General features: G+C 58.9%; 16 protein-coding genes. 9 read left to right on the top strand and 7 right to left on the bottom strand.

All coding sequences use genetic code 11. The features are described from left to right. Positions 1-64 precede the first annotated feature (64 nt). Both ACP15F_RS02730 and ACP15F_RS02725 read right to left on the bottom strand, forming a co-directional pair. On the bottom strand, positions 65-1591 hold the full coding sequence (locus ACP15F_RS02730; RefSeq protein ID WP_424939314.1) for a malonate--CoA ligase: 1527 nt from the start codon (positions 1589-1591) through the stop codon (positions 65-67). 27 nt (positions 1592-1618) lie between these two features. Further along, positions 1619-3046, bottom strand: a complete 1428-nt coding sequence (locus ACP15F_RS02725) for an amidase (protein WP_424939313.1) — start codon at positions 3044-3046, stop codon at positions 1619-1621. Positions 3047-3069: 23 nt separating this feature from the next. Here ACP15F_RS02725 and ACP15F_RS02720 point away from each other — a divergent pair, with 23 nt between their 5' ends. Then, positions 3070-3699 (top strand): flavodoxin family protein, encoded by a 630-nt coding sequence (locus tag ACP15F_RS02720; protein WP_424939312.1) that lies wholly within the window; start codon positions 3070-3072, stop codon positions 3697-3699. Here the strand turns inward: ACP15F_RS02720 and ACP15F_RS02715 are convergent. Beyond that, positions 3693-3998, bottom strand: coding sequence for a DUF1992 domain-containing protein (locus ACP15F_RS02715; RefSeq protein ID WP_108857396.1), 306 nt, complete (start codon positions 3996-3998; stop codon positions 3693-3695). The two genes, ACP15F_RS02720 and ACP15F_RS02715, sit on opposite strands and share 7 nt — an antisense overlap. A gap of 81 nt (positions 3999-4079) precedes the next feature. After that, positions 4080-5639, bottom strand: coding sequence for a bifunctional metallophosphatase/5'-nucleotidase (locus ACP15F_RS02710; protein WP_424939311.1), 1560 nt, complete (start codon positions 5637-5639; stop codon positions 4080-4082). A 192-nt stretch (positions 5640-5831) separates the two neighbouring features. Here ACP15F_RS02710 and ACP15F_RS02705 point away from each other — a divergent pair, with 192 nt between their 5' ends. The 3 genes from ACP15F_RS02705 to arsC are packed head-to-tail and all read left to right on the top strand — an operon-like array spanning position 5832 to position 7569. Then, a complete protein-coding gene (locus ACP15F_RS02705; RefSeq protein WP_424939310.1) occupies positions 5832-6170 on the top strand; it encodes a DUF952 domain-containing protein in 339 nt (112 codons plus the stop codon). Then, positions 6167-7231 carry a quinone-dependent dihydroorotate dehydrogenase gene (locus ACP15F_RS02700; RefSeq protein ID WP_424939309.1) on the top strand — a complete coding sequence of 355 codons (1065 nt, stop codon included), beginning with the start codon at positions 6167-6169 and terminating at the stop codon, positions 7229-7231. The genes ACP15F_RS02705 and ACP15F_RS02700 overlap by 4 nt, the downstream gene beginning before the upstream one ends. After that, positions 7228-7569, top strand: a complete 342-nt coding sequence (arsC, locus tag ACP15F_RS02695; RefSeq protein WP_424939308.1) for an arsenate reductase (glutaredoxin) — start codon at positions 7228-7230, stop codon at positions 7567-7569. Before ACP15F_RS02700 ends, arsC begins: the two co-directional genes overlap by 4 nt. A 5-nt stretch (positions 7570-7574) precedes the next feature. Here arsC and ACP15F_RS02690 read toward each other — a convergent pair whose 3' ends face one another. From ACP15F_RS02690 to ACP15F_RS02680, 3 genes are read right to left on the bottom strand one after another with little or no spacing between them, the layout of a single operon-like run. After that, the gene (locus ACP15F_RS02690; protein ID WP_424939307.1) at positions 7575-8948 is read right to left on the bottom strand and encodes an MATE family efflux transporter; all 1374 of its coding nucleotides are present in this window, start codon (positions 8946-8948) and stop codon (positions 7575-7577) included. Further along, entirely contained in the window at positions 8882-9397 is a 516-nt protein-coding gene (locus ACP15F_RS02685) for a PaaI family thioesterase (protein ID WP_424939306.1), read from the bottom strand. The genes ACP15F_RS02690 and ACP15F_RS02685 overlap by 67 nt, the downstream gene beginning before the upstream one ends. After that, positions 9394-9897 (bottom strand): PaaI family thioesterase, encoded by a 504-nt coding sequence (locus ACP15F_RS02680; RefSeq protein WP_424939305.1) that lies wholly within the window; start codon positions 9895-9897, stop codon positions 9394-9396. The genes ACP15F_RS02685 and ACP15F_RS02680 overlap by 4 nt, the downstream gene beginning before the upstream one ends. Positions 9898-10000: 103 nt before the next feature. Between ACP15F_RS02680 and ACP15F_RS02675 the strand changes: the two genes are divergently transcribed. From ACP15F_RS02675 to ACP15F_RS02655, 5 genes are all read left to right on the top strand, one after another. Beyond that, positions 10001-11125, top strand: coding sequence for a putative manganese transporter (locus ACP15F_RS02675; RefSeq protein WP_424939304.1), 1125 nt, complete (start codon positions 10001-10003; stop codon positions 11123-11125). Positions 11126-11226: 101 nt separating this feature from the next. Continuing rightward, positions 11227-11595 carry a MerR family transcriptional regulator gene (locus ACP15F_RS02670; protein ID WP_424939303.1) on the top strand — a complete coding sequence of 123 codons (369 nt, stop codon included), beginning with the start codon at positions 11227-11229 and terminating at the stop codon, positions 11593-11595. Between the two features lie 270 nt (positions 11596-11865). Further along, entirely contained in the window at positions 11866-12255 is a 390-nt protein-coding gene (locus tag ACP15F_RS02665; protein ID WP_424939302.1) for a MerR family transcriptional regulator, read from the top strand. Between the two features lie 21 nt (positions 12256-12276). Beyond that, a complete protein-coding gene (locus tag ACP15F_RS02660; RefSeq protein WP_424939301.1) occupies positions 12277-14049 on the top strand; it encodes an acyl-CoA dehydrogenase C-terminal domain-containing protein in 1773 nt (590 codons plus the stop codon). A 25-nt stretch (positions 14050-14074) separates the two neighbouring features. Then, positions 14075-14287: a hypothetical protein gene (locus ACP15F_RS02655; RefSeq protein WP_424939300.1), complete on the top strand. Its 213-nt coding sequence runs from the start codon at positions 14075-14077 to the stop codon at positions 14285-14287.

Raw genomic sequence — 14287 nt, 5'->3', positions numbered from 1 at the left:
CCTCTCTCATTTTCTTACCAGAAATATCCCGGGGTGAGCGGCACCGCCGCGAGGGGCAGCGCCCCTACCCCTTCAACAGATCCGCATAAGTCTCGCGCATAATGTTCTTTTGCACTTTGCCCATCGTATTGCGCGGAAGCTCATCCACGACGACCACGCGCTTTGGCTGCTTGAACTTGGCTAGGCTGTCAGCCAGACCCGCTTTCAATATGCTCTCGTCTAGAGATGCACCATCCTGCGCCACAACGACGGCCACCACAGCTTCGCCGAAATCCTCATGCGGGACGGCAATCACCGCACTTTCCAGAACCCCCGGCAGCTCGTCGATTACGCCTTCGACCTCTTTCGGATAGACGTTGAAACCGCCGGTGATGATCAGGTCCTTGCCGCGCCCGACAATAGTCACATAGCCATCCGGATCGATCATGGCCAAGTCGCCCGTGATGAACCAGCCATCCTCGCGCAGCTCTTCCGCAGTCTTTTCAGGCATCTGCCAATAGCCCGCGAAGACGTTGTCGCCGCGCACTTCCAGCACGCCGATTTCACCATCGGGCAATGTCTCACCCGATACCGGGTCGCAAACTTTCACCTCAACCCCCGGCAGCGGAAAACCAACAGTGCCTGCGCGACGCTCGCCGTCATAGGGGTTTGAGGTGTTCATGTTGGTTTCAGTCATGCCATAGCGCTCAAGGATCGCGTGGCCCGTGACCTCACGCCAGCGATCATGGGTCTCGGCCAGAAGCGGCGCGGATCCGGACACGAAAAGCCGCATCCCCTTGGATGCCTCGGCCAGACGGTCGTCTTTCAGGAGGCGCGTATAGAAGGTCGGCACGCCCATCAGCGCGGTCGCATTCGGCATCGCATCAATGATCGCTTCAGCATCGAAGCCCGGCAGGAAGACCGCCGCCCCGCCTGCCATCAGGGTCACATTGGTCGCAACAAACAACCCGTGGGTGTGGAAAATCGGCAGCGCATGGATGAGCACGTCTTTGTCAGTAAAGCGCCAGTAATCCCGCAAGGTTTCGCTATTCGAAGCCAACGCGCGGTGGGTCAGCATCGCGCCCTTCGACCGCCCGGTGGTGCCTGATGTATAGAGGATCGCGGCAAGGTCCAGCGCTTCGCGCGCCACGGCCTCGAAGCTTGGCTCTTGTGCGTCACGGGCGGGGACCAGCGTTCCAGACTCGCCTGCGCCAAGCGTCAGCACATGCGCAACACTTGCATCGTTGGCAACCGACGTCAGTGCTTCAAGTTTGCCCGGCTCACAGACGAACACGCGCGGGGCCGCATCACCCAAGAAATACGAGACCTCGTCCGGCGTATAGGCCGTGTTCAGCGGCAGAAACACACCGCCCGCCAGTACCGTGCCCACGTAAAGCTCCAACATCGCGGGCTCTTTCGGAGCCTGTACGGCCACGCGATCCCCCGGCGCGACACCCAGCGCCACCAATGCCGCCGCCATGCGCTCTGCATTGGCCCAGAATTCGCCATAGCTGGTCACTTTGCCCGTGCGCCCATCCGTCAAGAAAGTGGCGTCGTGACGCCCATCCGAGGCGCGAGAAATAGCGTGGGCAAGGTGGTTCTGGTCGTACATGTCGGCTCTCCTGAAATCGCCTTGGGCTTAGCTTTTGGGCGTGACCGGGTCAATCGGACCAAGTGGCCCACCCATCACCATTTCAACCGCACGGGCTGCGGCAAGAAGCTTTGCCTCGCCACGCGGGGGGGCAATCAGCTGAAGCCCGACCGGCAACCCGTCATCCGACAGCCCAATAGGCACCGAGATCGCGGGCAGTCCCGCCACGGTCGCCAGGAAGGCAAAGCGCAGCCAGTCCATGTATCCAGTCAGGGTTTGCCCGCCAACCTCGCTTACCCATTCCTCAGATTGTGGATGGGGCATGTTGCCGACCACCGGGCAGGCTAGCACATCGTGGCTTTCAAGGAAGCCGCGCATGTTGTCATAAATCAGCGAGCGGGACAGTTGCGCCTTGGCGATATCTTCTGCGGTCAGTGACAAGCCAAAGGATAGGTTCTCGGCCAAAGTCGGTTTGAAATGTTGGGTCAGATTCTTCGGAGCCTTGATGAAGTTCGCAACCCACATACCACCGCGGATGACGTGATAGGTACGCTCCAAGTCGGGCAGGTCTGGGCAGGCTTCCTCGACCGTTGCACCTGCGCCCTCCATCGCGCTCATCGCGCGCTGTAAATACCGGGCCATATCCGTATCGACCGGGGCGAAACCGCCAAGATCAGGGGCGAAGCCAATGCGCAGCTTGGTGCCGGCTTGTTTAACCACTTCCTGATAGGGCGTATTCGGAGCCGGGAAAGACAGCGGCGCGCGCGGTTCAAATCCCGCCATCGCATCCAGAAACAAGGCGCAATCCGTGACAGATCGCGCCATCGGCCCTTGAACGCCCTCTCCGATAAATCCCGTAACGGACGCGGACGCGCACAGGCCGGGACTGGGGCGCAACCCCACAATTCCGCAATAAGCCGCCGGGGTTCGCAGACTGCCGCCATGGTCTGACCCGTGGCTCAGCCATAGTGATCCCGTGGCCAGCGACACCGCCGCCCCACCAGACGAGCCACCAGCGTTCAGGCGCGTGTCCCACGGGTTCAGCGTCGCCCCAAATACATCGTTAAACGTGTTTCCCCCTGCCCCGAACTCGGGTGTGTTCGTCTTGCCCATGACCACGCCGCCACGCCCCTCAAGCCGCGTCACAATCGGGTCACTGTCTTTCGGGATATTGTCGGCAAGGGCCTTGGTGCCGAAGGTCGACCGCACACCTGCTACCGGCGTCAGATCCTTGATCCCTATGGGAAGACCCGCCAGCCAGCCGGGATGATTGTGATCGCCATTCAACGTCTTTGCCGCCGCACGTGCCCGATCCGCACAGATCACCGGCACCGCATTCACATCAGGCTCCACTTGAGCCAATCGCGCCTCGGAAGCGTCAATCAGATCATCCGGCGACAGCTCGCCCTTACGCAACAATGCAACAACCTCGTGCGCTTCCAGTTTGCAGATCTCTGGTCCGGTGAATATGGTCATGTGATGCTCCTCCGCCCAATCAGATGACCACAGCCAACGCGCTGTGGGAAGAAATGATTTCGCTTGGAGTGATCGCCGTTTCGCAGCAGAGTGGCAGCATGAAGAAGCTCAGCATTTGCATCCCCTATTTTTCCGGGTTCGGACACACAAAACGCATCGCGAACGCCATCGCCAAGGCCATCGGCGACGAGGCCCGACCGCTGGATGTGGACTCCCTGAGCGATGCCGACTGGCAAGCGCTGGATCAGGCCGACGCGATCATCTTCGGTGCGCCCACCTATATGGGATCCGCCGCTGCCCGCTTCAGTCTGTTTCTGGAACAGATTGATACACGTTGGGAACACAGCGTTTGGAAGGACAAGATCGCAGCGGGCTTTACCACGGCCATTCACCCTTCCGGGGACAAGCTGGCCGCGCTGCAACGTCTGTCGATCTTCGCAGCCCAGATGGGCATGATCTGGGTTGGCCCCACTGACATTGGCGCGCCCGTGAAACCTGATCATCCCGGACTGAACCGAGACGGAAGCTGGCTAGGGCTGATGGTGACCGAACAACTGGGTGCGGACGAGGATCTGCTGCCCGAAGATCTTGAGACTGCGCGACGGTTTGGCCTTCGCGTTCTAGCTGCGACCAAGCGCTGGAATGGTCAATAGCGCCCCTTGCGCGCCAGTTCGATCTGCGCGTCCATCATCGACATTTCCTTCATGATGTCGGTGCGGCGGGTGCGATCACCGGTTTCTGCCAGTTCCTCGCGCAGCCGCTTTAGTTCTCGTGTCAGACGCACAAACTCGGGCACGGCACCACTTTCCTGCACCAGCCGATTGAACACTGCGTTCTCGGGGTCATCCACCTTGGGCAGCGGCTTTCCCGCGCCTTCGAGATTATCGAAGTCGCCAGCCTCTTCGGCGGCGCGGATTTTCTGTTCGATGAGGTCAAAAAGCGGATGGTCCATGCGCGCATCATAACGCGCCTTCATGAAACGAAAAAGCCCCCGGCGGTTTCCCGTCGGAGGCTTTCAAAGGGTCAGTCGCCCTTATTTCTGCATGATACGTCCGTCCAGCATCGGCTTCACCGGACCCATCTTGGCCATGTACTCGGCAGTCACATCCGCCAGATCGGGACCATAGTCATAGGCGTTCTGCGCATCACGGAACATTTTGTAGCCATCGCCGCCGTTGCGCACGTAGTTGTTGGACACAACGCCGTACATTTTAGCCGGATCAATCGGCGCACCGCCGACCATCACGTCAGACACCCGGCTTCCCGGCTCTTTCGAGACATCAAACGCATAGGTCATGCCTGCCACCTGGGGGAAGCGCCCTGCGCCTTCCTCGTGCTGGCTAACGCCGTTTTCAAGCGCGGCAACAATGGTTTCGCCTGACACTTGGAAGGTCGACAGCGTGTTTTGGAACGGCAGCACGGTCAGCACTTCGCCCATGGTGACATCGCCCGCATCGATCGACGCACGGATGCCGCCGCCGTTCTGAATTGCGATCTCGATGCCCTGATCCTTCACGCGGTCCAGCATCGCGTCAGCAATGATGTTGCCCATGGCGCATTCCATTGCACGGCACGAGCCGCGCTCGCCATCAATCGCCTCGGCGGTATTGGCAACGACGCGTTGACGGATTTCTTCCAGCGGCGCTGCGGCTTCGGCAATGCGGGCTTTGGTGGCTTCATGTTCATGCACGCCACCATCCATGATCAGCGGTTCGCCCTTGGCTTCGGTGATGTTGCCTTCGTCGTCAAAGGTCACGTTCAGCTCGCCCAAGAACTTGCCGTACGCATAGGCCGAGACAATCGCCGTCGATCCAACCATGGTCGGATACGGGCCTTCCGCACGTTCGTTCGAGTTGGACAGCAGCGTGTTGGTGTGGCCGCCCACGATAATGTCGACACCTGTGGTGCCTGCGGCAACCTTCTGGTCGACACCATAGCCCGAGTGGCTGAGCACGATGATCTTGTTCACGCCCATTTCGGTCAGTTTGTCGACCTCGCCCTGCACAGCACCAACTGGATCGGTGAAGACGATGTTATCGCCGGGGCTGGCCAGCTCGTCCGTGTCCTGCGGTGTCAGGCCGATCAGGCCCAGCTTTTCGCCGCCACGCTCGATCACGGTGGACTTCGCCAGCTTATCAGCCAGCAAAGGTTCGCCCGAGACATCTGCGTTCGACATCAGCACCGGGAAGTTCACGGCATCCATGAAGCCGCGCAGTACTTCCGGGCCATCGTCAAACTCGTGGTTGCCCACGGTCATCGCGTCATAGCCCATCTGGTTCATCATCTCAGCGGCAAGCTTGCCCTTGTAATAGGTATAGAACAGCGTGCCCTGGAACTGGTCACCGCCATCCACAAGGATTGCATTGTTGGTGCGCGAACGCGCTTCCTCGATCGCGGTTTGCAGACGGGCCGAGCCGCCAAAGCACTTGCCCTCGGTATTATCTTCGGCCGAGCAACCGCTGTCATACTTGCTGATTGGTTCGAACCGGGCGTGGAAGTCGTTGGTGTGAAGAACGGTCAACGAATAGTCGGCCATTGCTGCTCCTGTGGTCACGGCCAAAGCAGCAGCCGAAGTCATAAGACGAAAAATCATGGGAACCCCCTGTCGTTTATTCAATTGAGTACGAGCGTGGCGTGAGTCGGGCCAGCTTGTCAAAACTCTCGTGTTTAGGTGGCAAGCTGACGTAACAAGAACATGACGTGATCGCCTTGGTTAATGCCGCGAATTGCCATCACCGCTTGACGCGCACTTGACGCACCGGGGCCAACGCGGCACATGAGAGCCATGCAGATTTACAAGATACTTCGGGCTGCCGAGTGGCAGGCCTTCAAGATGGCAGGAAAGACCACCGGCGCACCGATTGATGTGCAGGACGGGTTCATCCATTTTTCGACCGCTGATCAGGTGCGCGAAACCGCTGCCAAGCATTTCACCGACGAAGACGGGTTGGTTCTGGTCGCGTTCGAAGCGGACGCTATGGGCGGGAAACTGAAATGGGAGCCCTCGCGCGGGGGAGCATTGTTTCCGCATTTGTACCGCGAATTGATGCTGTCTGAAGCCCTTTGGGACCGAGAGCTTTCTCTGGGCCCTGACGGCCACGAATTTCCGGAGGGTTTGGCATGAACCTGATCGAGAAGATTGCGCTGAAAGCCCTGCATCAGGTGGATCCTGAACGCTCGCACACGCTGGCCTTAATGGCAATGAAGGCGGGTGTGGTGCCGATGCCGGGGATTGTCACCTCGGACCGGTTGAAGACCACCTTCTGTGGGATGGAGATGACCAATCCAGTCGGTCTTGCCGCGGGCTATGACAAGAACGCCACCGTGGTGGATGCGCTGACCCAAGCGGGCTTTGGCTTTGTCGAGGTGGGCGCTGTCACGCCGCGCCCGCAGCCTGGCAATCCCAAGCCGCGTCTGTTTCGCCTGACCGAAGATCAGGCCGTGATCAACCGCTTCGGCTTCAACAACGAAGGGATGGAGGCCGCCGCCGCCCGCCTGACTCGCCGCTCGCGTCAGCGCCCGGTGCCCGTTGGACTGAACCTTGGTGCCAACAAAGATAGCGACGACCGCGCGGCGGATTATGTGAAGGTGTTCAATTGCTGCGGGCCGTTTGTGGATTTCGTGACGGTCAATGTCAGCTCGCCCAACACCGAGAAGCTGCGCGATCTACAGGGTGCCGATGCGCTGCGCGGTCTGTTGCAGGGCGTTTTGGACGCACGCAAAAATCACGACAAATTCACCCCCATTTTCCTGAAGATCGCACCCGATCTGACGGATGAGGAACTGGCGGAAGTGGCCGGTGTCGCGCAGGAAGTGAAAGTGGATGCGGTGATCGCCACCAACACCACATTGTCGCGCGAAGGTTTGAAAAGTTCTCATAAGGGCGAAGCTGGCGGTCTTTCTGGCCCACCTTTGTTCGAAAAGTCCACGCGCGTGTTGGCGCGCCTATCGCAACTGACGGATGGACAGATGCCGCTGATCGGTGTCGGAGGCATCGCATCCGCCGAGGATGCGTATCAGAAGATCCTTGCGGGAGCATCGGTCGTGCAGCTGTACTCTTCGCTGGCCTACAAAGGCATCAGCCTTGTGGAAGACATCGCACGCGGGATTGATGAACGGTTGGAACGCGACGGGTTCAACAGTGTTGCAGACGCCGTGGGCACCGGACGCGAGGCGTGGCTATGACCGAGATTTGGCACAACCCTCGCTGCTCGAAGTCACGTCAGACATTGGCGTTGGTGGAAGAGCAAGGCGAAGACGTAACCGTGCGCCGTTATTTGGAAGACGCGCCGTGTGAGGCAGAATTGCGGGCGGTCCTGACCGCGTTGGCCGTCACACCGATCGAGATAGTGCGCAAGGGTGAGAAGGTCTTTAAAGAGCTGGGCCTGTCCGCCGACACGCCCGAGGACGATCTGATCGCCGCCATGTTGGCACACCCCATCCTGATCGAACGGCCCATCGTGTTGAAAGATGGCAAGGCGCGGATCGGGCGGCCTCCGGAAAGTGTGTTGGAGATCCTCTAACGCTTTTAACCGGCCGACCGCTCTAGCGCCGGGTAGCGCAGGCCAAGCGTTGCCCCTCGGGCTACGAAGGAAATCAGCAGGGCGACCCACAGCCCGTGATTGCCCAATGCGGGCATTAGGGCATAGACCGCAGCAAAATAGATCGCAGCGGACAGGATCATCATGTTGCGCATGTCGCTTGTGCGCGTGGCCCCGATGAATATCCCATCCAGCATCCACGCAGGCCAACCCAAAAGCGGGGCCAGTATCATATATGGCAGGAAATCCCGCGCGACCTGACGCACATCCGGTGCGGTGGTCATGATGTCGATGCCCCAGCCGCCGACCAGCAAAAAGCCCAGCGCCAATGCGCAGGATATCCCGGCCCCCCACATGCTGGACATCACAGATGCCCGCCTGACGGCTACGCGGTTTCGGGCGCCAAGCGCTTGGCCGACAAACGCCTCGGCCCCGAAGGCGAATCCGTCCATCGCATAGGCAGTGACATGCAGAAACTGCATCAGCACCTGATTTGCGGCGAGTTCCGTGTCGGACAGGCCTGAACCATAGAAGGTGAAGCTGGTGAAAATCGCCATGATGAATAGCGAGCGTAGAAGGATGTCGGTGTTCACCACGGCCATATTCTTCAATGTCGGCCCGTCCAGCACCCGCGCGCGGTCGCACCATGCCGGGTTGCGGAAGATGTCGCGGCACAGCCACAGGCCCAGCGCCGCGCCCGAGAACTCTGCCAAAAGGGTGGCAATCGCAACACCTTCGACGCCCAAATCCAGCCCAAGCACGAACCACAGGTCCAGCCCGATGTTCACCCCGTTCATCACCACTTGTAGAACCAACACGGATCGCGCGCGTTCCAGAGCGATCAGCCAGCCGGTAAACGCATAGACCGAGATGGCGAAAGGTGCGCCCCAGATCCGGATGGCGAGGTAGTCGCGCGCCAGTGTTTCGACCTCATCTGACGCCGGAGCCACCTGAAACGCCGCCCAGAAAAGTGGTCCCTGCAAGGCAATAAGCGCCAAACCCGCGACAACGGCAATCAACAAGGCGCGGGTCAGCATCGCGGCGACCTCGCCCTGTCGTCCGGCTCCGTGGGCCTGAGCGGTCAGGCCGGTTGTGCCCATGCGCAGAAAACCAAAGAGCCAAAAGAAGGTCGACAGGATCACTGCCCCAATGCCGACAGCACCAATGGGTACCGCTGCACCCAACTGGCCGATGACGCCAGTATCCACCAGCCCCAGAATGGGTACGGTCACATTGGACAGAACAATCGGCCCGGCAACCGCCAGAACGCGCCGATGGGTCAGCGCGGGGCCGTTCACGAGCCGGGCATCAAGAAGTGGCCGGTCGCCTGCGCATAAAGCTTCTCGCGTCTGTCTTGCCATGCTTCCACATGGACCGAGGCATAGCGCCGCCCCTGTCGCACCACCCGCGCGCGTGCATAGGCATCGCGTGGCAGCCCAGACCGCAGATAGTCGATCGAGAAATCAATGGTCTTGGGCAGATAAGGCATGTTGTCCGGACCAAGAGTCGAGGGATCAAAGGCGCCGCTTTCCATGTCCTCCCACAGGGTGGACCAGCTAAGCTGGATCACCGCAGCCGTTTCCAGAAACGCAGCGGTCACGCCGCCATGGATCGCAGGCAACATCGGATTCCCGATGAGCTTGTCGTCAAACGGCAAGATGGCCGTCAGCTCGTCTCCGTGGCGTTCGACATGAATACCCAGAAACTGCACGTAAGGCACGCCATCCACCAGCCCTGATAGGGCGGCATCGCGACGTTGCTTCACAACCGCGACCGGTTCGGGGCGTTTATGGTTCGGGGGCAAGCTCATGCGGCACCTCCTTCGCTGACATCATCGGTGATGTCATTGGAAATCTCGGTCGAGCGGCGCTTGGGGTTGCCATCGGCAGTAAACGCCCCCGAGGCCGTCGCAACAGGGCGACCCTCGTCTTCGTCCAACGCCACAGCACGCACAAAAGCGACCGAGCGCGTGACGTGGTAGCAGGTCGCTTTTGCTGTGATCTTCTGACCCGGTGTGGCCGGGCGCATATAGTCAATACGCAGATCGATCGTCGCTGTGATCGCGGGGGCTTTGGGGTGGCTCATCACCGCCGAGCCACAGCACGTATCCAAAAGCGCTGATACCGCGCCGCCGTGGATGACGCCGGTGCGCGGATCCCCGATCAGCTTTTCATCATACGGCATGGACATGATCGCTTCGCCGTCTTCCAGCTTTTCCAGCACCATACCCAGCGCCTTGCAATGCGGAATGGCCTCGGTGAACTTCCGCGCGAGCTCGGCCTTCTGTTCGGCCGTCATGCCTTTCATCATTGGCAATATCCTTTTGCTTTCACGTCTTTTATTGGCGCTTGCAATTCACGCGTCCAGCCCCTAGTTTCGCAATTAAGAATTATTCGCAATTAAAAGTAGCGACATGACAGACGCCACGACCATAGCCACGCCCTTCGGTGTGCGACGTCCCAAACGCCTTCTGGTGTTGGCCATCATGGCCGCGCTGGCCATTGCGCCAGGCCATTTGGGCGCGCTGACCCGCGAGTTGATGACCGACGCCTATGTGCAGGTCTCGGTATTTGTTGCCGCTACGTTACTTCTGTTCTACGGGGCAGAGCGGCTGTTCAAGTTCGATATCGGCGAGGTTCTGTCGAACGCCAAAGGCGCACAGGTTCCATTGGCAGCGATGCTGGGTGCGACACCCGGTTGTGGTGGTGCTGTGGTTGTCGTTGCAGCCTATAGCTCGGGGCACGTAGGGTTCGGTGCCGTAGTCGCCACTTTGACAGCCACTATGGGCGACGCCGCCTTCCTGCTGCTGGCAACCCGTCCTGACGCGGCTGCGGTTGTGCTGCCCCTATCCCTTGCTGTCGGCATCCTGTCAGGCTGGATCGTTGATCGTTTCCACACAGTAGAATACCGCGCCTCGACGCTGGCCGGTTGCGAGCTTGCCCCGCTGATCGGCAAAACCCGCCCTCAGGACGTGGCCTATCTGCTTTTGGCCATCCCGGGCCTCTATGTCGGTGCCCTACAACTGGCGCAGATCGAGGTCGGACACATCTTCGGCCTCCCAATCATGTGGATCGCTTTGGTCGGCACATTCCTTGGCCTTACCATCTGGGCGACGTCAAAAGTGTCGGCCATGACGAATGCCAAAGACAGCCCCCTGACCCGCATGGCCGAGGAAACCAGCTTTATCTCGGTCTGGGTCATCGGAGCCTATCTGGCCTATGACTATGTGGCCGAGTTTGGTGGGCTGGATCTGGAACTGCTTTTCCAATCGATCGCGCCGCTTCTGCCCTTGATGGGGGTCCTCGTAGGCCTGATCCCCGGCTGTGGCCCTCAGGTTCTGGTCACGACGCTGTATCTGAACGGGATCATTCCTTTCGCGGCCTTGATGGGCAACGCGGTGTCAAACGATGGTGACGCCCTATTCCCGGCGATTGCGTTGAACCCGAAGGCCGCGATCTATGCGACGCTGTATTCCACCGTCCCCGCTGTGATCCTTGCCTATGCATTCTATATCCTAGTGCCCGGCTTCATGAACTGACGCCTAAGTGTCTACATTCAAGTCAACCGCGTGGTTCTACTGAATTGCGCCATCCGGCGCAGTCCTTTACGGTTGGGAAAAGTGAAACCGTGGGGAGCGCCATGTCTGACGACCGCCTGACATTCAAAGAGATGTGCGCAAAGTTCGATGTCACCCCGCGCACCTTGCGCTATTACGAATATATCGAGCTTCTGACCCCCGAAAAAGAGGGACGGTCGCGCTTCTATACGCCACGCGAAGTTGCGCGGATGACACTGATTCTGCGCGGTCGCCGCTTCGGGTTTTCGCTGGAAGAATTGCGCCAGTGGTTGCTGATCTATGATGAGAAAGGCACCGATGCGCAAAACCGGGCCTGGATCGAGCTTGCAGACCGACAATTGTCGGCGCTGCGAACTCAGTATGAAGAGCTTTCGGAAAGCATTACGGACCTTCAGAAACTACGCGACGACGTGGCCGACGGGCTGGGCTAATCGCGTAAAAGGGCGACGATTCGCGGCATCGTCTATCGGTGTCCACGCGCCTTGGGGAATGTACCCAGCATAAACTTGAAAAAAGACTTGCCCTTGGGGAAATCGATTTTTGATTGAAAATCAGCCCCTTGCGCATTCCCTTTAAAATCAGGCTTTACGCCACGACAAGAAAAGACGCGACGTCACGTTACATTTACGTAAACGTAAACATATATTGTAGACGGAACTGGTCAGATCAGTGGCCAGTGTCGGAAATGTATGGAGTATCGAATGACCGACGATCTTATGACCATTCGCCAAATGTGCGAAGCGTTCGACGTCACAGCGCGGACATTGCGCTTTTACGAAGCGAAGGAACTGCTTTCCCCGATCCGGGAGGGCCAGAAACGCCTGTTCACCAAACGTGACCGGGCACGTCTGAAACTGATCCTGCGCGGCAAACGCTTTGGTTTTGCACTGGAAGAAATTCGCCAGCTTTTGGACCTTTACGACATGGGCGATCAGCAGCAGACGCAGTTGGTTCGCAGCACAGAGGCCGCACGGCGGCACCTTGAAGGCCTTAAGCAGCAGCGTGACGAGTTGAACGACGCGATCTCTGATCTGACTGAACAAATTGGATGGGCGGATAAGACCATCGCCTCTTTCGACGAAGACAGTTAAACCAGACAAAGGACGCTCGACATGCCAAGCTATACCGCGCCCACCCAAGACATGGCCTTTCTACTGCACGATGTACTGAAGGCTGATCAATCGGACATCCCCGGTTATGCCGACCTTGAACGTGACTTCACCAGCGCTGTGTTGGAAGAAGCCGGTAAGGTCGCAAGCGAGGTTCTGACCCCGCTGAATGTTGTGGGCGATCAGGAAGGCTGTCGGCTGGAAAACGGTGTTGTCTACACCCCAACCGGGTTCAAAGCTGCTTTCGAACAGATGAAAGAGGGCGGCTGGACTGGACTGGACATGCCGGAAGAATTCGGCGGCCAGAACATGCCCGTTCTGTTGGGAACCGCGGTGGGCGAGCTGTTTTCGTCAGCGAACCAAGCCTTCACCATGTATCAGGGGCTGACCCATGGTGCGGCTTCAGCCATTCTGGCGCATGGCACGGACGAACAGAAAGCAACCTTCCTGCCGAAGATGGTCAGCTGCGAATGGACCGGAACCATGAACCTGACGGAACCGCATTGCGGCACCGATCTGGGTTTGATGCGCACCAAAGCCGAACCGCAAGACGATGGGTCGTACAAGATCTCGGGCCAGAAGATTTTCATCTCGGCCGGCGATCACGACATGTCGGACAACGTCATTCACCTTGTACTGGCGAAAATCCCCGGTGGCCCCGAGGGCATCAAAGGCGTGTCGCTGTTCATCGTTCCAAAGTTCAACGTGAACGACGATGGCTCGGTCGGAACACGCAACGGCGTCTCGGTCGGCAATATCGAACATAAGATGGGCATCCACGGAAACTCGACCTGTGTCATGAACTATGACGAGGCAACGGGCTTCTTGCTTGGCGACCTGCACAAAGGCATGCGCGCCATGTTCACCATGATGAACGAAGCCCGTCTGGGCGTCGCGATGCAAGGTCTGGCTCAAGCCGAGGCTGCGTATCAGAACGCCGTCATCTATGCCAAAGACCGCCTTCAGGGACGTGACGTAACCGGCGTAAAGAACCCTGATGGTCCCGCCGATCCTTTGATCGTACACCCGGACATTCGTCGTTCGCTGATGGATCAGAAAAGCTTCTGTGAAGGCGCACGTGCATTCCTTCTGTGGGGCGCGCAACTGATCGACCAAGCACATCGCGCTGAAGACAAAGACGCCGATGGGCTGATCAGCCTGATGACACCGGTTCTGAAAGGTTTCCTGACCGATCAGGGCTATGACATGACCGTGCTGGCACAGCAGGTCTATGGTGGCCATGGCTATATCGAAGAACATGGCATGAGCCAGTTCACTCGCGACGCCCGCATCACTCAGATCTATGAAGGCGCCAACGGCGTTCAGGCGCTTGACCTTGTGGGCCGCAAACTGGCCGCAGACGGTGGCAAGCCGATCATGGCGTTCTTCGAGATGATCAAAGGCTATTGCAAAGAGCAGGATAGCGACGAGATGAAAGACTTCATCGAACCGCTGAAAACAGCGTCGAAGCATCTGCAAAGCTCGGCCATGTATTTCATGCAATCGGCCGCGAAAAACCCCAACAATGCTTTGGCCGGGTCGTATGACTTCATGCACCTTTTTGGCCACGTCTGCCTTGGCTTCATGTGGGCCCGTCAGGCCCGCGCCGCTCTGGACGCTTTGGCTACCGGTGAAGGCGACGCGACGTTCTATGAGACCAAGCTGACCACCGCGCGCTACTATATGGCACGCCGCCTGCCTGCCACGGGCATGCATCTGGCACGGATCGAAAGCGGTGCGGATACGGTGATGGCACTGGACGCGGAACTGTTTTGATCCGCGCTTGATCTAAGGAGATACGATGCCAAAACGTTTCAAAATGACCCGCCGCTTTCCCTGCGCAATGACCGAGGAAGGCCACCGTCGATTGAAACGTTTCGCACGCGAGGCAGGGCTTGATGAAAATGAAGCCCTGTCCTTTCTCTTCGAAAATTTCGACAGTGTGACAAAGCAAGACAATCTGAACGAACGGCTGCGCCTGTTCACAGCCGAGCTGGAAGCCCGCAAACGCTAA

It is taken from the genome of Aliiroseovarius sp. S253, assembly GCF_049800855.1.
Classification (GTDB): Bacteria; Pseudomonadota; Alphaproteobacteria; order Rhodobacterales; family Rhodobacteraceae; genus Aliiroseovarius.
Note: the sequence above shows the minus strand (reverse complement) of the source record. Positions and strands in the feature narration are given on the sequence as shown.